The organism is Variovorax sp. GW460-12-1-14-LB1, assembly GCF_059423605.1.
On record NZ_JBWKYF010000001.1, the window covers coordinates 1 to 20,160 of the forward strand.

17 protein-coding genes are annotated in these 20,160 nt (G+C 70.8%); 14 read left to right on the forward strand and 3 right to left on the reverse strand.

What is annotated here, in order from left to right; all coding sequences use genetic code 11:
- Window positions 1–15 precede the first annotated feature (15 nt).
- From AC07Y4_RS00005 to AC07Y4_RS00020, 4 genes are all read left to right on the forward strand, one after another.
- The gene (locus AC07Y4_RS00005; protein WP_062482724.1) at window positions 16–456 is read left to right on the forward strand and encodes a hypothetical protein; all 441 of its coding nucleotides are present in this window, start codon (window positions 16–18) and stop codon (window positions 454–456) included.
- Between the two features lie 74 nt (window positions 457–530).
- Window positions 531–1,196: a lysophospholipid acyltransferase family protein gene (locus tag AC07Y4_RS00010; RefSeq protein WP_487850299.1), complete on the forward strand. Its 666-nt coding sequence runs from the start codon at window positions 531–533 to the stop codon at window positions 1,194–1,196.
- A 5-nt stretch (window positions 1,197–1,201) separates the two neighbouring features.
- Complete coding sequence (locus tag AC07Y4_RS00015) at window positions 1,202–2,149, forward strand: phosphatidate cytidylyltransferase (protein ID WP_307638136.1); 948 nt, start codon at window positions 1,202–1,204, stop codon at window positions 2,147–2,149.
- The gene (locus AC07Y4_RS00020) at window positions 2,146–2,760 is read left to right on the forward strand and encodes a YdeI/OmpD-associated family protein (protein WP_095947961.1); all 615 of its coding nucleotides are present in this window, start codon (window positions 2,146–2,148) and stop codon (window positions 2,758–2,760) included. The genes AC07Y4_RS00015 and AC07Y4_RS00020 overlap by 4 nt, the downstream gene beginning before the upstream one ends.
- Before the next feature lie 25 nt (window positions 2,761–2,785).
- Here AC07Y4_RS00020 and AC07Y4_RS00025 read toward each other — a convergent pair whose 3' ends face one another.
- Window positions 2,786–3,409: a Crp/Fnr family transcriptional regulator gene (locus tag AC07Y4_RS00025; protein WP_223301435.1), complete on the reverse strand. Its 624-nt coding sequence runs from the start codon at window positions 3,407–3,409 to the stop codon at window positions 2,786–2,788.
- A gap of 262 nt (window positions 3,410–3,671) precedes the next feature.
- On the opposite strand from AC07Y4_RS00025, the gene AC07Y4_RS00030 reads away from it, so the two are divergent.
- The 10 genes from AC07Y4_RS00030 to AC07Y4_RS00075 all read left to right on the forward strand — a co-directional run bounded on the left by AC07Y4_RS00030 (window position 3,672) and on the right by AC07Y4_RS00075 (window position 17,581).
- Window positions 3,672–4,733, forward strand: coding sequence for a porin (locus AC07Y4_RS00030; protein WP_487850251.1), 1,062 nt, complete (start codon window positions 3,672–3,674; stop codon window positions 4,731–4,733).
- 23 nt (window positions 4,734–4,756) lie between these two features.
- Complete coding sequence (locus AC07Y4_RS00035) at window positions 4,757–6,868, forward strand: acetate--CoA ligase family protein (RefSeq protein WP_487850252.1); 2,112 nt, start codon at window positions 4,757–4,759, stop codon at window positions 6,866–6,868.
- 29 nt (window positions 6,869–6,897) lie between these two features.
- The gene (locus AC07Y4_RS00040) at window positions 6,898–7,899 is read left to right on the forward strand and encodes a Bug family tripartite tricarboxylate transporter substrate binding protein (protein ID WP_487850253.1); all 1,002 of its coding nucleotides are present in this window, start codon (window positions 6,898–6,900) and stop codon (window positions 7,897–7,899) included.
- A gap of 45 nt (window positions 7,900–7,944) precedes the next feature.
- Entirely contained in the window at window positions 7,945–9,333 is a 1,389-nt protein-coding gene (locus tag AC07Y4_RS00045; protein ID WP_487850254.1) for a DUF1254 domain-containing protein, read from the forward strand.
- Between the two features lie 5 nt (window positions 9,334–9,338).
- Complete coding sequence (locus AC07Y4_RS00050; protein WP_487850255.1) at window positions 9,339–10,673, forward strand: DUF1254 domain-containing protein; 1,335 nt, start codon at window positions 9,339–9,341, stop codon at window positions 10,671–10,673.
- Window positions 10,670–11,944 (forward strand): alkyl sulfatase dimerization domain-containing protein, encoded by a 1,275-nt coding sequence (locus AC07Y4_RS00055; protein WP_487850256.1) that lies wholly within the window; start codon window positions 10,670–10,672, stop codon window positions 11,942–11,944. The genes AC07Y4_RS00050 and AC07Y4_RS00055 overlap by 4 nt, the downstream gene beginning before the upstream one ends.
- A gap of 25 nt (window positions 11,945–11,969) precedes the next feature.
- Window positions 11,970–12,965, forward strand: coding sequence for a Bug family tripartite tricarboxylate transporter substrate binding protein (locus tag AC07Y4_RS00060; protein WP_487850257.1), 996 nt, complete (start codon window positions 11,970–11,972; stop codon window positions 12,963–12,965).
- A gap of 126 nt (window positions 12,966–13,091) precedes the next feature.
- Window positions 13,092–14,054 (forward strand): helix-turn-helix domain-containing protein, encoded by a 963-nt coding sequence (locus AC07Y4_RS00065; RefSeq protein ID WP_095746874.1) that lies wholly within the window; start codon window positions 13,092–13,094, stop codon window positions 14,052–14,054.
- A gap of 69 nt (window positions 14,055–14,123) precedes the next feature.
- The gene (tynA, locus tag AC07Y4_RS00070) at window positions 14,124–16,433 is read left to right on the forward strand and encodes a primary-amine oxidase (protein ID WP_487850258.1); all 2,310 of its coding nucleotides are present in this window, start codon (window positions 14,124–14,126) and stop codon (window positions 16,431–16,433) included.
- On the forward strand, window positions 16,430–17,581 hold the full coding sequence (locus tag AC07Y4_RS00075; protein ID WP_487850259.1) for a serine hydrolase domain-containing protein: 1,152 nt from the start codon (window positions 16,430–16,432) through the stop codon (window positions 17,579–17,581). The genes tynA and AC07Y4_RS00075 overlap by 4 nt, the downstream gene beginning before the upstream one ends.
- A gap of 34 nt (window positions 17,582–17,615) precedes the next feature.
- On the opposite strand, the gene AC07Y4_RS00080 is transcribed toward AC07Y4_RS00075, so the two are convergent.
- Both AC07Y4_RS00080 and AC07Y4_RS00085 read right to left on the reverse strand, forming a co-directional pair.
- Window positions 17,616–19,022 carry an aldehyde dehydrogenase family protein gene (locus AC07Y4_RS00080; RefSeq protein ID WP_487850260.1) on the reverse strand — a complete coding sequence of 469 codons (1,407 nt, stop codon included), beginning with the start codon at window positions 19,020–19,022 and terminating at the stop codon, window positions 17,616–17,618.
- A gap of 120 nt (window positions 19,023–19,142) precedes the next feature.
- Entirely contained in the window at window positions 19,143–20,135 is a 993-nt protein-coding gene (locus AC07Y4_RS00085; protein ID WP_095947951.1) for a helix-turn-helix domain-containing protein, read from the reverse strand.
- Between the last annotated feature and the right edge of the window lie 25 nt (window positions 20,136–20,160).

Consider the following 20,160-nt stretch of genomic DNA (forward strand, 5'->3'; position numbering starts at 1 on the left):
CAGCCCCCTCCCGCCATGACTGACAACGAACGCGCCACCTGCACCACCCTGGCCGGCCTGCTGCGCGCGGCGGCCATGCTCGCCCTCTGGGGCTTCGCGCTCACCTGCATCGCCGCCCTGGTGCTGGCGCTCACGCTGCGCGGGCTCTCGAACACCGCCATCCTGGCCTTTGCCGCGGTGATGGTGCTGGGCGTGCTCGAACGCTACTTCGCCTTCCGGCTGCGGCTGGACCAGGCGCTGTTCGAAGGCCTGGCCAACGGCCAGATCGCCTCGCTGGGCGCGATGGACAACGCCCTTTCGGTGCTCGGGCTGCGCGACCCGCCGCCGCAGCCCAACGCCCGCGCGCTCGCCGACCGCGTGCAGGGAACCCGCCAACTGATGCAGCGCCACGCCATCGTGATCGCCTGCCAGAACGCGCTCTTCCTGCTCGCCCTCATGACACAGGAACTCGCTTGAACAACGACAACGGCAACAACAAGAACGACAGCAGCAGCAATGGCGACGGCAACGACAGCGCCCGCCCCGGCGCCATCGTGCGCCGCGGGCTCGCGGTGGTGGCGGGCCAGCTCATCATCGGCGCGGCCGGCCTCCTGACCGGCGTGCGCGCCATCTGGTCGGGCACCACGCCCAAGGCCGAGCAGACGCTGTACTTCGCCAACCACACGAGCCACGGCGACTTCGTGCTCTTGTGGGCCACGCTGCCCTCCGACCTGCGCGCGCTCACGCGGCCCGTGGCGGGCCAGGACTACTGGGAGGCCTCGAAGCTGCGCAACTTCATCGGCAAGGACGTGTTCAACGCGCTCATGATCCGCCGCGACGGCTCGGGCCAGGGCGGCAACCCGGTCGACCAGATGAAGGAGGCGCTGGAAGGCGGCGACTCGCTCATCATGTTCCCCGAGGGCACGCGCAACACGGGCGACGACATCCTGCTGCCGCTGAAAAGCGGCCTCTTCCACCTGGCGCGCGCCTGCCCCACCGTGCGGCTGGTGCCGGTGTGGATCGAGAACCTCAAGCGCGTGCTGCCCAAGGGCACGCTGGTGCCGATCCCGCTGGCCTGCACGGTGCGCTTCGGCGCGCCGATCCGGCTCGAGGAAGGCGAAGACAAGGTCGCCTTCCTTGCCCGCGCACGCACGGCCATGCTCGACCTGCGCCCGGAGTACGACCGCATCGAACCCAACGGAGGGACCGCCTCGTGATCGAAATGTCCCCCTTCGCCTGGACCACCTTCAAGCTCTTCGGCGGCGTCTTCGGCGTGCTCGTGCTGGCCTCGGCCATCGGCGCGCTGCTCAAGTGGCGCGTGGCGCACGGCCAGCCGCACTCGGTGATCGACAACCTCAACTCGCGCGTCAACGCGTGGTGGGTCATGGTGGCGGTGATCGGCCTGGCCTTTGCCTTCGGCAAGGGCGGCGTGATCGTGCTGTTCTACCTGATCTCGTTCTATGCGCTGCGCGAGTTCATCAGCCTGGCCTACACGCGGCGCGGCGACCACGGCGCGATCGCGCTGGCCTTCTTCGTGGCGCTGCCGGGCCAGTACTTCCTGATCTGGATCGACTGGTACGGGCTGTACTCGATCTACATCCCGGTCTACGCCTTCCTGCTGCTGCCGATTTTGGCGGCCGTGGGCGGCGACACGCAGCGCTTCCTGGAGCGCACCTCGAAGATCCAGTGGGGCCTGATGGTGTGCGTGTTCTGCATCAGCCACGTGCCGGCGCTGCTCACGCTGCAGATCCCGGGCTTCGAGGGCCGCAACCTGCTGCTGATCGCCTTCCTGGTCATCGTGGTGCAGGGCAGCGACGTGCTGCAGTACGTGTGGGGCAAGCTCTTCGGCCAACGCAAGGTGGCGCCCGAACTCTCGCCCTCCAAGACCTGGGAAGGCCTGATCGGCGGCGTGGCCAGCGCCACCGCGATGGGCGCGGCGCTGTACTGGGCCACGCCCTTCAACCCGTGGCAGGCGGCGCTCATGGCCTTCATGATCTGCCTCTTGGGCTTCTTCGGCGGGCTGGTGATGTCGGCCATCAAGCGCGACCGCGGCGTGAAGGACTGGGGCTCCATGATCGAAGGCCACGGCGGCATGCTCGACCGGCTCGACTCGGTGATCTTCGCGGCGCCGATCTACTTCCACGCGCTGCGCTACTGGTGGGTGCCATGAGCCCGGCGGCGAAGAAGACCGCGGTCAAAGTGGACCGCATCGTCGACGACACGCCGCTGGAATGCGCCGACGCCGCCGCGCTGCTGCGTTGGTACAAGAAACACCATGCGAGCCACGCCGGCGTCTGGCTGCGCATCGCGAAGAAAGCCAGCGGCATCGCCTCCGTCGACCACCCCGAGGCGCTGGAGATCGCGCTGTGCTTCGGCTGGATCGACGGCCAGCGCAAGAGCCAGGACGCGCAGTTCTTCCTGCAGCGTTTCACGCCGCGCACCGCGCGCAGCATCTGGTCGAAGATCAACCGCGACAAGGCATTGAAGCTCATCGACGAGGGCCGCATGCAGCCCGGCGGCCTGGCCGAGGTCGAGCGCGCCCGCGCCGACGGCCGCTGGGAGGCGGCCTACGACGCCCCGAGCGTGGCCACCGTGCCGCCCGACCTGCAGGCCGCGCTCGACGCCAACCGCAAGGCCAAGGCCTTCTTCGCCACGCTCGATGCGCGCAACCGCTTCGCCGTGCTGTTCCGCACGCAGGGCGCGAAGAAGCCCGAGACGCGCGCCCGGCGCATCGCGCAGTTCGTCGAGATGCTCGCCAAGGGCGAGAAGATCCACCCCTGAGCTTTCGCCTTGCGGTGCGCGCCGCTCACTGCGGCCCGGTGCCCGTTGCGATGACCGCGAGCTGGTCGGGGTCCACGATGCGGATGCGCTTGTAGCTCATGTCGATCACGCCTTCCGCGACCAGGCGCCCCAGTTCCTTGTTGATGGTCTGGCGCGACAGCCCCAGCATCGCCGCGAGGTCGTTCTGCGACAGCCGCACCGGCAGGCTCGCCGCCGCCTCCACCTGCATGCCGTAGAAGTGGATCACGCTCATCAGCGTGGCGGCCACGCGCCCGCGCACCGAGTTCAGCATCTGGTTCTGCAGCAGCACCACGCTCAGCCGCTGGCGCTTCAGGCCCAGCCGGGCCACGCCGCGCCACAGCGCGGGCTCGGCGTCGAGCACCGCGATCACGGCGTCGCTGGGCAGGTGGACGATCACCGAGTCTTCGTGCGCGTGGTAGTCGTAGGGCAGCGGCACGTCCTCGAGCAGGCGCACCAGCGGCGCCACCTGGCCGGGCCCGAGCAGCGCGTTGACGTACTTGCGCCCCTGCGGGCTCATGCTGCTGATTTCCAGGCAGCCTGACACCACCGCCAGCAGCTCGCGCTTGTGGCGGTCGCGCGCCAGCACCTGCGTGCGGCGGCGGTAGCGCACCAGCCGCGCCGACTTCATGAGCTCGGCGCGGCGCGCGTCGGGCCATTGGGAAAACAGCTCGTTCCAGCGCAGCGCGCGGTCGAGCAGCTCGGCGCTGTCTTCGGCGTCGGGAGGGGTGGTTGCAGGTGGTCGGGTCAGCGGGTTCTCCCTGCCCTGGTGTTCACGAATCTGTCAAAGCGTTGACAGATTCGGGGGCCCTTCATTTCTATCGTAAGCCCCGGACATCGACAAGCACACAGGCGGCACCGCCTAGCGGCTCGCCACACCGGAGACAACCCAAATGAAGAAGACAGCCACCGCAGCCCTCGCGCTCGCGGCCTGCGCCCTTGCGTCCGCGCAAAGCACCGTGAGCGTCTACGGCACGCTCGACCTGTACGTGGCGCACGCCAGGTCGGGCCCCGCCTCCTCCACGCGGCTGGAGGACGGCGGCCAGACCGCCTCGCGCATCGGCTTTCGCGGCACCGAGGACCTGGGCGGCGGCCTGGGCGCGCACTTCACGCTGGAGAGCGGCTTTGCCCCCGACACCGGCAACGGCACGCTGCCCGGCCCCGCGATGTCGTTCAGCCGGCAGTCCTTCGTCGGGTTCTCGGCGCCGTGGGGGCAGATCGACGCGGGTCGCATGTACACGCCGATGTTCTACGCGCTGTTCAAGGCCGACCCCTACGGCCTGAACTCGGTGTTCTCGCCCATCAACCTGGTGGCGGCCACCGACGCGCAACCGGGCCTCACGCCCTTCGCGGCCCGCGCCAGCAACATGGTGCGCTACCGCACGCCGGCCAGCATGGAGTTCTTTGCCGACCTGGCCTACGCGCCCGGCGAATCGAGCGCGCCGAGCCACCAGAGCGGCAACGTCTACGGCGGCAACATCGGCTGGGCGCGCAAGCCCTACTACATCGCCTACGCCTTCCAGCGCGCGCGCTCGGGCTCGGCGGCGGCGCCCGTGGCCTCGCCCGCCACCACGACCTACCAGGCGCTGACCGGCTCCTACGAGCTGCACTCGATCGGCCTGCAGCTGTACGCCAGCTACGTGCGCAACGCCTCGAGCCTGCCCAACGTGCCGACCGCGAAGCTCGTGAACCTGGGCGCCACCTACAACGTGACGCCGGCCTCGAACCTGATCTTCGGCGCCACGCAGCGCAAGGTGGCCGAGAGCGAACGCTCGCAGCTGGCCTGGACGCTGGGCTACGACTACTACCTGAGCAAACGCACCGTGGTCTATGCGCGCTGGCTGCGCCTGCTGAACCGGCACGGCGCCTCGGCCTCGCTCGCGACCATCGCCGTCACGCCGAACAGCGGCAACGACGTGCGCGTGCTCGCCACCGGCATCCGCCACAACTTCTGACTTCCGAACCCTCCGCCATGCCCATGGACTTCTTCTCTTCGCAAGCCGAATCCCTGTCGGCGCTGTTCGCGCCGCGCGCCATCGCGGTGGTCGGCGCCTCGTCCAACGCGCAGAAGATCGGCGGCATTCCCGTCGACTACCAGCGCCGCTTCGGCTTCGAGGGCGCGCTGTACCCGGTCAACCCGAACGCCGACCGCATCCAGGACCTGCCGGCCTTCCCCAGCCTGCGCGCCATCGGCCAGCCGGTGGACCTGGCCATCCTCGCGGTGCCGTCGGCGCTGGTCGACGGTGCGCTCGACGACGCCATCGCGGCGGGCGTGAAGGGCGTGGTGCTGTTCTCCTCGGGCTTTGCCGAAGTGGGTGCCGAGGGCGCGGCGGCGCAGGCGCGGCTGGGCGACAAGGCGCGTGCCGCGGGCGTGCGGCTGGTCGGCCCCAACTGCCTGGGCTTCATGAACATCGCGCGCCACGTGTACGCCACCTTCTCACCGGCGCCCGGCGTGGGCCGCGTGATGCCGGGGCGCATCGGGCTGGTGAGCCAGTCGGGCGCGTTCGGCGCCTATGCCTACGCGATGGCGCGGGCGCGCGGCGTCGGCCTGTCGCTGTGGGCCACCACCGGCAACGAGGCCGACGTGCAGGTCGCCGACTGCCTGGCCTGGCTCGCGCAGGACCCCGACACCGACGTGATCATGGCCTACATGGAAGGCTGCCGCGACGGCCCCCGCCTGCGCGCCGCGCTGGCCCTGGCGCAGGCCAACGGCAAGCCGGTGGTGATGGTCAAGGTCGGGCGCACCGCACTGGGTGCCGAGGCCGCGGCCTCGCACACCGCCGCGCTGGCGGGCGACGACGCGGTGTACGACGCCGTGTTCCGCCAGTACGGCGTGCTGCGCGCGCGCAACCTCACGGAGTTCTTCGACCTGGCCCACAGCGCCGCCGTGGCGGGCCGCCCGCGCGACCGCTCGATCGGCCTGTTCACGCTCTCGGGCGGCGTCGGCGCGCTGATGGCCGACGAGGCTTCGGCCCAGGGCCTGGATGCCCGGCCGCTGAGCGAGGCCGCGCAGGACACGCTGCGCCGCTGGGTGCCCTTCGCGGCGCCGCGCAACCCGGTCGACATCACGGGCCAGGTCACCAACGACATGACGCTGATCGATCGCACGGCGCGCGTGATGCTGGACGACCAGGGCTTCGCCTCGTGGATGGGCTTCCTGGCCGCCGCGGGCGCGTCGGACGCGTTCTGGCCGGTGCTGCGTTCGCTCGTGGCGTCGCTGCGCGAGGCCTATCCCGACACGCTACTGGCGGTGAGCACGCTGCTGACGCCAGATCGCCGCGCCGAACTCGAGGCCATGCGCTGCCTGGTGTTCGCCGACCCGTCGGACGGCATCCGCACGATCGCCGCGCTCGCGGGGCTGAAGCCTGCGGCGGCGGTGGCTGCGGCACCCGCGTCGATCCAGGCGCCGTTGACGCTCGCGCCCGGCACGATGTCCGAGCCCGACGCGCTCGCGCTGCTGGCCGATGCCGGCGTGCCCGTGGTCGCGCACCGCGTGGTGCGCAGCGCCGACGAGGCGGCGGCCGCCGCCGAGGCGCTCGGCGAGGCGGTGGTGGTGAAGATCGTCAGCGCCGACATCCCGCACAAGTCGGACGTCGGCGGCGTGGCGCTCGGGCTGCGCGGCGCGGCGCAGGCGCGCGCGGCCTTCGAGTGCACGCGCGACCTCGCGCGCACGGCGCGGCCCGAGGCGCGGCTCGACGGCGCGCTGGTGGCGCGCATGCTGAGCGGCGGCGTCGAATGCATCGCGGGTGTGCACCGCGACCCGGTGTTCGGGCCGGTGCTGATGTTCGGCCTGGGCGGCATCCACGTCGAGACGCTGCGCGACGTGTCGCTGCGCGCATTGCCCATCACGCGCGACGACGCACTGGCCATGGTGCGCGAGCTGCGCGCCTTCGCGATCCTGAACGGCGCGCGCGGCCGGCCGCCGGTCGACCTCGACTCGATCGCCGATGCGCTGTGCGCGCTGGCCGACTTCGCGCAGCGCGCGGGCGACTCGCTCGACAGCGCCGAGATCAACCCGCTGATCGCGCGCCCGCAGGCCGAGGGCGGCTGCGTGGCGGTCGACGCGCTGGTCGTCGGCCGCGCGCCCTGACGCACAACAACAACCACCGGAGACATCGCATGACGACGACATCGAAGAACGGCCTTTCGCGCGCACTCGGCCTGGGCGCAGCACTGGTGCTCGCGGCAAGCGCGGCGGCGGCAGCCACGGAGGCGCCCTTCCCCTCCAAGCCCGTGCGCATCATCGTGCAGTACCAAGCGGGCGGCTCGACCGACATCCTCGCGCGGCTCGTGGCCGAGGGGCTGTCCAAGCGGCTGGGCCAACCGGTGGTGGTCGAGAACCGCAGCGGCGCGGGCGGCATCATCGGCACCGACTACGTCGCCAAGAGCCCGCCCGACGGCCACACGCTGCTGCTCACGGTGCCGGGGCCCGTCACGGCGAACCTGGTGCTCTACAGCAAGCTGCCCTACGACCCGCGCACCGACCTGCGCATGGTGTCGGACATCGCCACCACGCGCACCGTGCTGGCGGTGCACCCCTCGGTGCCGGCGACCGACTTCAAGAGCCTGATCGCCGCCGCCGAGGCCGCGCCCGGCAAGTACTCGATGGGCTCGTGGGGCCCGGGCACGCAGCCGCACCAGGTGCAGGTCTACATGGACAAGGCCTACGGCCTGCAGACGATGCACGTGCCCTACAAGGGCGAGAGCCCGATGGCGATCGACCTGATCGGCGGCGTGATCCAGATGACCGTGGGCTCGGTCACCACGCTGCAGCCGTACATCAAGGCCGGCAAGCTGCGCCCGCTGGCCGTGGCCGGCCCCAGGCGCGCCCGCGCGCTGCCCGACGTGCCCACCTTCGCCGAGCAGGGCTACGCCGACGAGGTCTACGCCATGACCGGCCCGACCTCGCTGATGGCGCCGGCCAGGACGCCCGACGCCATCGTCGAGCGCCTGGGCCGCGAGGTCAGCGCGGTGGTGCGCCAGCCCGAGGTGAGCCGGCGCATCGAGGAGCTCGGCGCCGAGCCCGTGGGCAACCTGCCGCCCGAGGCCGCCGCGGCCTACAAGGCTTTCCTGCCCGTGACGCTGAAGCTCACGCAGGCCACGGGCGTGAAGCTCGACTGACCCGCCTTCCCCCTCTCCCCCTTTCAGAACCCCGAGGTCTTCCCCATGAACGCTCCCGCTCCCGTGCCCGACATCGCCGCCGCCCGCAAGGCGCTCGCCCGCTCCATCGGGCTGGCCGCCTTCGTCTACGGCTACCCGCTCACCGAGACCTACCGCACCTGCGCCCTACAGACCGCGCCGCGCGCCGAACGCCGCAGCGGCGCCTCGGCCGGCTCCGACGTGCGCGCGCCGCTGAACACGCTGCACCACGCGCCGCGCCCGTCCACCCACGAAGACCGCGACGTGGTCACGCCCGCCAACGACCTGCTCTACACCATGGCCTGGTTGCACCTGGCGCACGGGCCGATGCTGCTCACCGTGCCCGCGTCGGCGCGCCATCCGGGGCGCTACTTCGTGCTGCCGCTGTACGACGCCTACACCGAGAACTTCGAGAACCTGGGCCCGCGCAACTGCAACCCCGAGGGCGAGACCGTGGTGCTCGTGGGCCCCGGCGGCACGGTGCCGGAATCGCTCGCCGGCCACCGCGTGGTGCGCTGCCCGACGAACCTCGTCTGGCTCATCGGCCGCATCCTGGTGGGCGACGAAAGCGACTGGCCGGCAGCGCGCGCGCTGCAGTCGGAGATCCAACTGAAGCCCGCGCCCGGCACCGTGCTGCAAGGCCGCCCGGCCGCCATCGAACAGTGGGCCGGCCCGCACGAAGACGCCATGGCCTCCGCCTTCGAGCACGGCGAGCCGGCCGCAGACGTGGCGCCGCGCTTCTTCACCAACGTGTGCCATGCGCTGGCCGAAGCGCCGGGCCGCGTGGAAGACCGTGGCCTCGTGGCGTGGTTCGGCCAGGGCGGGCTGCTGGCGAATGCCGCGTTCTCGTGGGACGCGCTCGAAGCACCGCTGCGCGAAGGCCTGATCGAAGGCTTCGCCGAGGGCGTGCAGCTGGTCGGCGCCGTGGGCCGCAACCGCCGGCCCAAGCCCTGGTCGATGACGCCGGCCACCGGCCGCTACGGCAACGAGTTCCTCGGCCGCGCGCGCACCGCCTACCTGGGCCTGGGCGCGCTGGCCACCAGCGAGGCGGTGTACGCCGCCGCGCACCACGACGCGACCCAGGAGCCGCTGGACGGCCAGCGCCGCTACACGATGCGCTTCGAGGCCGGCGACCTGCCGCCCGCGGACGCCTTCTGGTCGGTCACGCTGTACGACAGCGACCGCTTTCTCTACCCCAACGACATCCGCCGCCACGCCATCGGCGACCGCACGCCCGGGCTGAAGCGCAACGCCGACGGCAGCCTCGAACTGGTGGTGAGCCACGCACGCCCCGCCGACGCCGCCAACTGGCTGCCCGCGCCGGCCGGGCGCTTCTACCTGATCCTGCGCATGTACTACCCGCGCGAAGGCGTGCAGAGCTGGCGCATCCCGGCGCTGCAGGCACAACAGGGCTGAGCGCGATGCAGCCGCACACCGACACCCTGCAAGCCCTGGCCGAAGAGGCCGTCGTCTACGCCTACCCGCTGTACGAGATGTGCCGCATGCGCGCGGCCACCTCGCCGCAGCGCACCGACGCCGCCGGCGAGGCGCCCAAGCCGCTGCGCTGGTGCAACGTGTTCACGCACGCGCGCCAGCTGCTGGGCGCGGGCAAGAGCCGCGTCGTCACGCCGAACAACGACACGCTCTACACCAACGCCTGGCTCGACCTGGGCGAGGGCCCGCTCGTGATCGACGTGCCCGACACGGCCGGGCGCTACTACGTGCTGGGCCTGCTCGACTTCTTCACCAACCCCTTCGCGCACCTGGGCCAGCGCCTCACGGGCACGGCGGCGCGCGCCTTCGTGGTCACGCCGCCGGGATGGCGCGGCACGCTGCCCGCGGCCTTCGATGCGCCGGGCGCGCGCATCGAGGCGCCCACGCGCTGGCTGTGGATCATCGGGCGCCTGCTGGTCGACGGCCCGCAGGACGTGCCGGCCGTCAACGCGCTGCAGGACGGTTTTCTCGTGCGCACGCTGGCCGACTGGGAGGCCGGCCACCGCTCGGCGCCGCGCGCCTTCGATCCGGCCTGCGACCCGAAGGCGCCGCTCACGGCCGCGCACTTCGCCACGCAGGTGAACGCGGCGCTGCGCGACAACGCGCCGCCGGCTGGTGATGCAGCGCGGCTGGCGCGCTACGCATCGCTCGGCATCGGGGCCGATGCAGGCGCGCTCGACGACGGCCAGCGCGCCGCGCTGCAGGCCGCGCTCGACACCGTGCTGCCCCGGCTGCGCGAGGCACAGTCGGGCCGCACCACGGCCTCGGGCTGGGTGCAGATGCCGCTCGTGGAAGGCTCCTTCGGCGACGACCACCTGGCACGCGCGCTGATCGCGCTGAAGTACATCGGCATGCTCGAAAGCCGCGAGGCCACCTACCCCATGGCCTGGCACGACGCCACCGGCGAAGCCCTCACCGGCCAGCGTCGCTACACGCTGCGCTTCGCGCCCGACGCGCTGCCGCCGGTCGACGCCTTCTGGTCGCTCACGATGTACGACACGCGCGACTACATGCTGGTCGACAACCCGATCGACCGCTACGCCTTCGGCGACCGCACGCCGGGGCTGCGGCGCGACGCGGACGGCGGGCTCACGCTGCACATCCAGCACGCGCCGCCTGAAGGCGAGGCCGCATTCGCCAACTGGCTGCCGGCGCCCGAAGGCAGCTTCTACCTGTGCCTGCGCGCCTACGTGCCGCGCGCCGAACTGCTCGACGGCCGCTACCAGCTGCCGCCCCTCACCGTCACCAAGGATTCCGCATGAGCGCCACCGCTGAAAAACCAAAAGCAACCGAAGAAGAAAAGCCCTTCCTCATCGTCGGCACCGGCACCGAGACCGTGGCGCCGGGCCTGCACATCCTGCGCGGGCAGGGCCAGTCGTTCGTGGCCGAGACCAACGTGGGCCTGGTCGTGATCGACGCCGGCCCGGGCGGCTCGGTGACGCAGGGCATGATCGACGCGCTGCGCCAGCTCAGCGACGCGCCGGTGCATGCGCTGTGCTTCAGCCACGGCCACATCGGCTACAACGCCGGCGTGCCGATGTGGCTGGCCCATGCCGCCGCGCGCGGCGATGCGCCGCCGCGCATCATTGCGCACCGCAACGTGCCGCGCCGCCTGGCGCGCTACCGCGAGACGCTGGCCCTGCAGCACCGCATGGCCGAGATCCAGTTCAACCGCCCCGCCGGCTTCTTCGACCACCGGCTGGTGACGCACCCACCCACCGAGACCTTCGACGACGTGCTGCAGATCGGCAGCGGCGAGCGCTGCATCGAGCTGCGCTGGGCGCCCTCGGAAACCGACGACGCGATCGCGCTGTGGAGCCCGGCGCAGCGCGTGCTGTACGGCGGTGCGGCGCTGATCGATTCCATTCCCAACATCGGCACGCCCTTTCGCACGATGCGCGACACGGTGCGCTGGGCCGACACGCTGGAGGCGCTGGCGGCGTTGAAGCCGCGCAAGGCGGTGCGCGAATTCGGCGCCACGCTCGAGGGCGAAGACCAGGTGCAGCACGTGCTCGTGCACACGGCCCGCGCGCTGCGCTGGGTGCGCGCCGAGGTGGTGCGGCTCATGAACGAGGGGCTCAACGAGCGCGACATCCTGGCGCGCATCCGCTTTCCCGACGAGCTGTTCGCGGTCGAGTGGATGAAGCCCACCTACGGCGACCCGGGCTACATCGTGCGCGACATCTACCGCTCGGAGAACGGCTGGTGGGACCGCAACCCGACCTCGCTGCACCCGGCCGCGCCCGAGGCCATCGGCCGTGCGGTGGCCGACGCCATCACGGACAAGCGCGGTGTGATCGACCAGGCGCGTGCGCTGGCGGCGGGCAGGCAGTGGCAGCTCGCGCTGCACGTGATCGACCTGCTGGCCACCGCCGAGGGCGAGGCCAGCGAGATCGCCGAGGCGCGCTCGCTCAAGGCCGAATGGCTGCGCGAGCGGGCCCGCGAAGTGCCCAGTTACGTCTCGCGCAACCTGTATCGCGTGGGCGCGGACATGATCGAACAGGGCACGCAGGCGCGCTTCGGCATCCGCTGAAGCCTTTCCATCGGAGACACGGACCATGACAACGACAACACCATTCCGCTTCGGCCTGCGCATGCTGGCCGCCTGCTCCCTGGCCGCACTGGCAACAGCCAGCCACGCACAACAGACCGACAGCTACCCCGACAAGCCCGTGACGCTGGTGGTGCCCACCGCGGCGGCCGGCGGCACCGACACCATCGCGCGGCTGATCGGCGACGGCCTCGGCAAGATCCTGAAGCAGCCCTTCGTGGTCGACAACCGCCCGGGCGCCAACGGCATCCTCGGCAGCGAGGTGGTGGCGCGTTCCACGCCCGACGGCTACCGGCTGCTGTTCACCTACGCCGCGACGATGGTGGTGAACCCCAGCCTCTACAAGAAGCTGCCCTACGACCCACTGAAGGACTTCGTGCCGATCGCCCAGGTCGGGCGCGGCGGCAACCTGCTGCTGGTGCGCAAGGACCTGCCGGTGAAGACCATCCAGGAGTTCGTCGCCTACGCCAAGGCGCGCCCCGACAAGCTCAGCTACTGCTCGTGGGGCAACGGCTCGGGCGGCCACCTGGCGATGGAAAGCCTCAAGAAGCAGGCCGGCCTCGTCATGACGCACGTGCCCTACAAGGGCAGCGGCCCCTGCGTGCAGGACCTCGTGGGCGGCCAGGTCGATGCGGCCTTCGCCGACATCTCCTCGACCGTGGAGATCGTGCGCGCCGGCCGCATCCGCGCGCTGGCCAACAGCGGCCCCTCGCGCATCCCGATGCTGCCCGACGTGCCGACCATGACCGAGAGCGGCTACCCCTTCACCACCTACGCCTGGTACGGCCTGCTGGCGCCGGCCAAGACGCCGCCCGCCGTCGTGAAGAAGCTCAACGAGGCCGTGAACCAGGTGCTGCGCGACCCCGCGGTGGTGCGCCGCATGTACGAGCTGAACTTCAACGACCTGCCGCAGAACACGCCCGAGCAATTCACCGCCACGATCCGCAGCGACCTGCGCGACTGGGGCGCGCTGGTGAAGGACATCGGGCTGACGCTCGAATGAGCGCCTGAGCGGACCTGACCAAGGGTAAGCAACATGGTCGGGCGGCGGCGCTTCCCACACACTGCGCCGTGACAGGCACGGTTTCTGCTCATCGGCTGCGCGATGGCAACTGCGCCAGCGCGCACCATGACCGAGCTTCTTCACTTCAGCCGACAACTCACCGCCGAAGCCCAGGCGCAGGCCTCGGGCGTCGGCGCCTGGGACCAGCACTACGAGCAGCTGTCCAACGGCCGCTTCGAGGGGCTGGCCGAAGACCTGCACCTGGACTTCGTGCAGGTCTTCCACGAGCGCGCCAACCAGACCGTGCTGCAGCGCGGCCGGGGCCGCCCCGGCGCCATCGCCTTCGCGCTCACCGAGACGGCCGCACCGGGCAGCTGGTACTGCGGCCACGACCTGGGCGGGCGCCAGCTCAGCGCGCTGCCGCCGCGGGGCGAGTTCGAACTGCTGGCCGGCGCCGGCATGGACCTGATGGCCGTGTGCGTCGACACCGAACCGCTGGCCAAGCTGGCCACCACCCTGTTCGGCCCCGACTTCGAGTTGCGCATGCCGGCGCCCGCGCCGGTGCAGCACCCCGGCTTCGACGAAACCGCCTTCACCCGCCTGCTGGGCGCCGCCCTGTCGCTGGCACGCGACAACCTCGCGCAGCTGGAACAGCCGGCCGCGCGCCACATGCTGTCGCTGTCGCTGGCCGACGCGGTGCTGCAGTGCATGGGCTCGAAGGCCTTCGAGGCCCGGCTGCCCGCCAGCACGGCGGCGCGCCGCCACATCGTGGCCAAGGCGCGCGAGTACATGCAGGCGCACGCCGACGAGCCCATCAGCGTGCCCGACCTGTGCGCGGCCACGGGCGTGTCGCGCCGCTCGCTGCAGTACGCCTTCGAGGACGTGCTGCACCTGAGCCCCGTCACCTACCTGCGCGTGATGCGCCTGAACCGCGTGCGCTGCGAGATGCAGGCCTGCCGCGAGGACACCATCGGCGACATCGCCGCGCGCTGGGGCTTCTGGCACCTGTCGCGCTTTGCCATCGACTACGCGCGCCTGTTCGGCGAGCTGCCGTCCGCCACGCGCGCGCGGTGGTTTGCCAAATCTTGATAACGCCCGCGCCGGCGGCGCTCTTACCTTCGCGGTTGTCCACCACAACACGCGAAGAAGGATGCAGCCATGCGCAGCAGCTACCACCGAACGCCCGGCCGCGGCGCCGCACGGCGTCTCCTGGGCACCGCCCTGGCCTCTGCCCTGGCGCTCGCCCTCGGCCCCCTGAGCACTGAGCCGGCCCGGGCCCACGGCGGCGCGGCCCACATGGTGCCGCTGAAGAAGACGGTGGAAGACTTCGGCGGCACGCTGCGCTGGGACAGCTTTGCCAACGTGTTCACCGTGGCGCGCAACGGCACGCTGGTGCGCCTGAAGCCCGGCTCGAAGACGGCGCTGGTCAACGGCCAGCCGATGCAGCTGGACGTGCCCGTCGTCATGCGCAAGGGCGCGGCCTACGTGCCGCACGATTTCGTGAACCAGGTGTTCCAGTCCAGCCTGGACAAGACCTTCGTGGTCGAGCGCGTGCCCAACCCGCTGAACCCGCTCACCGAGGCCGAGATCCAGGCCACGCTCGAGGTGCTCAAGGCCTCGGGGCGCCACAAGGCCGGCCTGCGCTTCACCGAGATCAGCGTGAAGCGCCCGCCCAAGGACGAGGTCTGGAACTTCGCGCTCACCGGCCAGCCCGTGCGCGCGCCGCGCCAGGCGGCCTTCGTGGCGCTGGACGGCAAGAAGGTCATCGAAGGCACGGTCGATCTCGCGGCGCGCACGCTCACCGCATGGAAGCCCATCGAGGGCGCGCACGGCATGGTGCTGCTGGACGACTTCGCCACCGTGCAGAGCGCCATCGAGGCCAGCCCCGACTACGCCAAGGCGCTCGCCACGCGCGGCATCGCCGACGTGAAGAAGGTGGTGGCCACTCCGCTCACCGTGGGCTACTTCGACGGCAAGGATTCGCTGCGCCAGGAAGACCGCCTGCTGAAGGTGGTGAGCTACCTGGACGTGGGCGACGGCAACTACTGGGCGCACCCCATCGAAGGCCTGGTGGCGGTGGTCGACCTGGAACAGAAGAAGGTCATCAAGATCGAGGACGGCGGCCTGGTGCCCGTGCCGCTCAAGCCCACGCCCTACGACGGTCGCGACCGCGCGGCCACGCCGGCGCCCAAGCCGCTGGAGATCACCGAGCCCGAAGGCAAGAACTACACGATCACCGGCCACACGATGCACTGGCGCAACTGGGACTTCCACGTGCGGCTCGACTCGCGCGTGGGCCTGGTGCTCTCTACCGTCACGTACAACGACAAGGGCACCAAGCGCAAGGTGATGTACGAAGGTTCGCTGGGCGGCATGATCGTGCCCTACGGCGACCCCGACACCGGCTGGTACTTCAAGGCCTACCTCGACTCGGGCGAGTACGGCATGGGCACGCTCACCTCGCCCATCGAGCCGAACAAGGATGCGCCGCAGAACGCGGTGCTGCTGGACGCCACGCTGGCCGACTACACCGGCGCGCCCACCAAGGTGCCGCGCGCCATCGCCGTCTTCGAACGCTATGCCGACCCCGAGTTCAAGCACCAGGAAATGGGCAAGCCCAACATCAGCACCGAGCGGCGCGAGCTGGTGGTGCGCTGGATCAGCACGGTGGGCAACTACGACTACCTGTTCGACTGGGTGTTCGCCGAAAACGGCACCATCGGCATCCACGCGGGCGCCACCGGCATCGAGGCGGTGAAGGGCGTGAAGTCGCGCACCATGCAGGACCCCACGGCCGCCGAGGACACGCGCTACGGCACGCTGCTGGACCACCACATCGTCGGCACCACGCACCAGCACATCTACAACTTCCGCCTCGACCTCGATGTGGACGGCGAGCAGAACACGCTCACCGAGGTCGACCCGGTGGTGCTGCCCAACACGCGCGGCGGCCCGCGCACCAGCACCATGCAGACGGTGCAGCGCACGGTGCGCACCGAGCAGCAGGCGGCGCAGAAGTTCGACCCCTCGACCATCCGCCTGCTGAGCAACCCGGCGAAGAACAACAAGGTCGGCAACCCGGTGTCCTACCAGCTGGTGCCGTACGCGGGCGGCACGCACCCCATTGCCAAGGGCGCCAACTTCGCGAAGGACGAGTGGATCAACCACCGCCTGAGCTTCATGGACCGCCAGCTCTGGGTGACGCGCTACGACCCCGAGGAGCTGTTCCCCGAAGGCAAGTACCCGAACCGCTCGAACAAGGACACGGGCCTGGGCCAGTTCACGGCCGACAACCAGGAGATCGTGAACACCGACAACGTCGTGTGGCTCACCACCGGCACCACGCACGTCGCGCGCGCCGAGGAGTGGCCGATCATGCCCACCGAGTGGGTGCATGCGCTGCTCAAGCCCTGGAACTTCTTCGACGAGACGCCGACGCTGGGGCTGAACCGGCCTGCTGCGAAATGACCGCGAACGACGCGGCCATCGGCCGCTACGAAGACCTGATGACGCTGGCGCCCGCGCTGCAGGCGCCGACCTACCGCCAGATGGACCGGCTCTACGCGACGCGCGCGATCCGGCGCGGCACGCAGGTGCATCCGCTGCCCGAGGGCACGCCGGTCGATGCGCAGCGCTTCGGCATCGACGGCTTCATGGCGCGCAACCACACGGCCGGGCTGCTGGTGATCAAGGACGGCCACGTCGTGCTCGAACGCTACGCCATGGGCAACGACGCGGCGACGAAGTGGCTGTCGTTCTCGGTCGCGAAGTCGCTGACCTCCACGCTGGTCGGCGCGGCCGTGAAAGATGGCCACATCGCCAGCCTCGACGACCCGGTGGTGCGCTACCTGCCCGCGCTGCGCGGTTCGGCCTACGACGAGGTTTCGGTGAAGCAGGTGCTGCAGATGAGCTCGGGCGTGGCCTGGAACGAGGACTACCTCGACGCCGACTCCGACCGGCGCCAGCTGATGCGCGTGCAGCTCACGCGCGAAAAGGGCGCGGTGTTGAAGTTCATGGCGCAGCGCCCGCGCGTGGCACCGGCGGGCACGCGCTTCAACTACAGCACCGGCGAGACCTGCCTGGTCGGCGAGATCCTGGCCAGCGCGATCCGCCGGCCGATCAGCGACTACCTCTCGGAAAAAATCTGGGCGCCCTTCGGCATGGAGGCCGACGCCTACTGGCAGCTCGATGCGGTCGATGGCCAGGAGTTCACCGGCAGCGGCGTGAACGCCACGCTGCGCGACTTCGGGCGCTTCGGCCTGTTCGTGCTCGGCGGCGGCATGGCCGGCGGCCAGCAGATGCTGCCCGACGGCTGGGTGGCCGATGCCACGCGCGTCGATGCATCGAGCCACCTCGCGCCCGGCACGCTCGCGGGCTTCGAACCGATGGGGTACGGCTACCAATGGTGGACCTTCCCGACCGGCGCGAAGGCGCTGCCCGGACTCAACGGCGGCCTGTTCGCCGCGCTCGGCATCTTCGGCCAGCAGGTCTACATCCACCCGAAGGAACGGCTCGTGGTCGCGATCCACAGCACGTGGCCGGCGCCGATCCATCCGCCGAGCCTGGTCGAGACCGATGCGCTGCTCGGCGCACTGACCGCCGCGCTGCGCACCTGAACAGAGCGTGGCGCGCGCCACGCTCTGCAACGCGTCAGGAGAAGATCACCTGCGCGTCGGTGTACTCCTTCAGCCCTTCTTCCGCGAACTCCACGCCGAGCCCCGAGGCCTTCACGCCGCCGAAGGGCGCGTTGGGCTGGATGGCGCCGTGCTTGTTGATCCACACCGAGCCGCACTCCAGGCGCGAGGCGATGCGCTTGGCGTGTTCGATGTCCTTGGACCACACGGAACCGCCGAGGCCGTTCTCGCTGTCGTTGGCGGCGCGGATGGCCTCTTCGACGTCGGTGTAGCGGATGACGGGCAGCGCGGGCCCGAACTGTTCTTCGTCGACCAGTGCATCGCCGTTCTTCAGGCCCGCGACGATGGTCGCGGGGAAGAACAGGCCCTCGCCCGGCTCGCCGCCGGTGAGCACCTGGCCCTTCTTTTTCGCGTCGGCCACGAGCCGCGCGACCTTGTCGAACTGCATGCGGTTCTGCACCGGGCCGAGCACGTTCTTCTCGTCCATGCCGTCGCCCATCGGCACCTGCTTCGCAAAGGCCGCGAGGTGCTCGCACACGTCGTCGTGGATGCTGGCGTGCACGTACAGGCGCTTCATGGCCGCGCAGGTCTGGCCGTTGTTGAGGAACGCGCCCCAGAACAGGCCTTCGGCAATGGCCTTGGGGTCGGCGTCGGGCAGCACGATGCCGGCGTCGTTGCCGCCGAGCTCGAGCGTGAGCCGCTTCATGGTGCTGGCGGCCGACTGCATCACCTTCTTGCCGGTGGCGCAGGAGCCGGTGAACACGATCTTGCGGATGACCGGGTCGCTCGCCATGTCGGCGCCGAGGTTGGAGGTGCGGTCGTCGCAGCTCACGCTGTTGACCACGCCCTCGGGCAGCACCTCGTTGAGCAGCTCGACGAAGCGCAGCGTGGCCAGCGGCGTGTACGGCGAGGGCTTGATGACGACCGTGTTGCCCGTGCGCAGCGCCGGCAGCACGTGCCACACGGCGATCAGCACGGGGAAGTTCCACGGCGTGATCGAGCCGACCACGCCCACGGGCTTGCGAAAGATCTCGACGTGGCCCTGCGCGTTGTCCTGCAGCACGCGCGGCGGCAGCGACAGCGCCGCGGTGGCGCCGGCCCAGGCCGCGGCGCCGCCCAGCTCCCAGCGCGACCCCAGGCCGTTGAGCGGCTTGCCCTGCTCCAGCGTGAGCAGGCGCGCCAGCTCTTCGGCGTGCGCGCCGATCTTCTCGGTGACGGCGCGACAGGCGGCGGCCAGTTCGTCGTCGGACTTTCGCGACCAGCTCGTGAAGGCCTTCTGCGCGGCGGCCACGGCGGCGGCGAGGTCGTCGCGCGAACCGTTCGGCGCGGTGCCGATCACCTGGCCGTTGGCGGGGTTGCGCACTTCGAAGGAGGCCGTGCCTGGCACCGCGCGACCGCCGATCGTCATTCTTGTCTCTTGCATTGCTTTGTCCTGGTTGGGTTGACGCTGGCGCGCGCCGCCGCAGGGCGGGCGCGCCAGGTCACTGTAGGAAAAGCAGGGACCGGCGTCTTGGAGCCAGGCGTCAGCGAATGGACTCAGGCGTCAGTGCGTCAGGGGTCCAAGCGCCAGGCGCCCCGGCGGCACGCCGTAGCGCTTGCGGAACTCGCGGTAGAAGAACGACAGGTCGTTGAAGCCGCAGTCGTAGGCGACCACCGCGATGGCCGGCGCGGGGCCGCCCTGCCGGGCCGCCGCATCGAGCGCAGCGCGCGCCGCCGCCAGCCGCGTGTCGAGGATGTGGCGGCTCGGCGAGACGCCCAGTGCCTCGAAGGCCCGCTGCAGCAGCCGCGGCGACACACCCAGGTGGCGCGCCAGTTCGCCCGCGTGGAAGGCCGGGTCGTGGAACTGCAGCGCCACGTGGTCCATCGCGCGGCGCAGCACGCCCTCGCCCGCGTTGCGCGACAGCAGCGCAGGCGCCTGCCGCGCGCGCTCGACCAGCACCGAGCCGAACACGCCGAGAAAGGCCTCGACCAGGTGCGCGTCGTCGGACTGTCCGCTGTCGAGCAGGCGCGCGAGGATGGCGCGCATCGCGAAGCCCAGCGCGTCGCCGCGTCGCACGCACACGCCGCCCTGCAGCGTGGGGCCGAAGCGCGCGAGCATGTCGGCGCGCGGCAGGTGCACCGACACCTGCTGCGAGCTGGCGCCGTCGTAGACGAATTCCGAAGGCCGCGCCGAATCGATCAGCACGATGTCGCCGGCCTGCACCGCGATCTGCTGCGCGCCCTGGCACATGAGCGCGCCGCCATGGTCCTGGAACACGAGGAAGAAATGCTCGCGGTCGTCGCGCCGGATGGCCTGCGCATCGCGGTGCACGCGCTGCAGGTTCTGGCCGATGAGCGCCACGTCGACACCGCCGGCGCGCCGCACCTCGATACCACCCGACACGGTCTGCTGGCGCGGCATGGGCACGGGCGTGAAGTTGCCGCACACGGCCTGCAGGCGCGGGCCGACGAGCTCGAACGGCATCTCGGCGCGCATCCGCGGCGTGAGGGGGCCGCCGCTCAGGTGCGCGGGCGAATCGAAGAAAGAAGCGCTCACAGAGGGTGTCTCCTTGCAGGGCGCC

Bases quoted from the DNA above. Each gene is read 5' to 3' on its own strand.
- AC07Y4_RS00005 (WP_062482724.1), top strand. From the start codon at position 16: ATGACTGACAACGAACGCGCCACCTGCACCACCCTGGCCGGCCTGCTG.
- AC07Y4_RS00015 (WP_307638136.1), top strand. From the start codon at position 1,202: ATGTCCCCCTTCGCCTGGACCACCTTCAAGCTCTTCGGCGGCGTCTTC.
- AC07Y4_RS00020 (WP_095947961.1), top strand. From the start codon at position 2,146: ATGAGCCCGGCGGCGAAGAAGACCGCGGTCAAAGTGGACCGCATCGTC.
- AC07Y4_RS00025 (WP_223301435.1), bottom strand. From the start codon at position 3,409: ATGAAGTCGGCGCGGCTGGTGCGCTACCGCCGCCGCACGCAGGTGCTG.
- AC07Y4_RS00030 (WP_487850251.1), top strand. From the start codon at position 3,672: ATGAAGAAGACAGCCACCGCAGCCCTCGCGCTCGCGGCCTGCGCCCTT.
- AC07Y4_RS00035 (WP_487850252.1), top strand. From the start codon at position 4,757: ATGGACTTCTTCTCTTCGCAAGCCGAATCCCTGTCGGCGCTGTTCGCG.
- AC07Y4_RS00040 (WP_487850253.1), top strand. From the start codon at position 6,898: ATGACGACGACATCGAAGAACGGCCTTTCGCGCGCACTCGGCCTGGGC.
- AC07Y4_RS00045 (WP_487850254.1), top strand. From the start codon at position 7,945: ATGAACGCTCCCGCTCCCGTGCCCGACATCGCCGCCGCCCGCAAGGCG.
- AC07Y4_RS00050 (WP_487850255.1), top strand. From the start codon at position 9,339: ATGCAGCCGCACACCGACACCCTGCAAGCCCTGGCCGAAGAGGCCGTC.
- AC07Y4_RS00055 (WP_487850256.1), top strand. From the start codon at position 10,670: ATGAGCGCCACCGCTGAAAAACCAAAAGCAACCGAAGAAGAAAAGCCC.
- AC07Y4_RS00060 (WP_487850257.1), top strand. From the start codon at position 11,970: ATGACAACGACAACACCATTCCGCTTCGGCCTGCGCATGCTGGCCGCC.
- AC07Y4_RS00065 (WP_095746874.1), top strand. From the start codon at position 13,092: ATGACCGAGCTTCTTCACTTCAGCCGACAACTCACCGCCGAAGCCCAG.
- tynA (WP_487850258.1), top strand. From the start codon at position 14,124: ATGCGCAGCAGCTACCACCGAACGCCCGGCCGCGGCGCCGCACGGCGT.
- AC07Y4_RS00075 (WP_487850259.1), top strand. From the start codon at position 16,430: ATGACCGCGAACGACGCGGCCATCGGCCGCTACGAAGACCTGATGACG.
- AC07Y4_RS00080 (WP_487850260.1), bottom strand. From the start codon at position 19,022: ATGCAAGAGACAAGAATGACGATCGGCGGTCGCGCGGTGCCAGGCACG.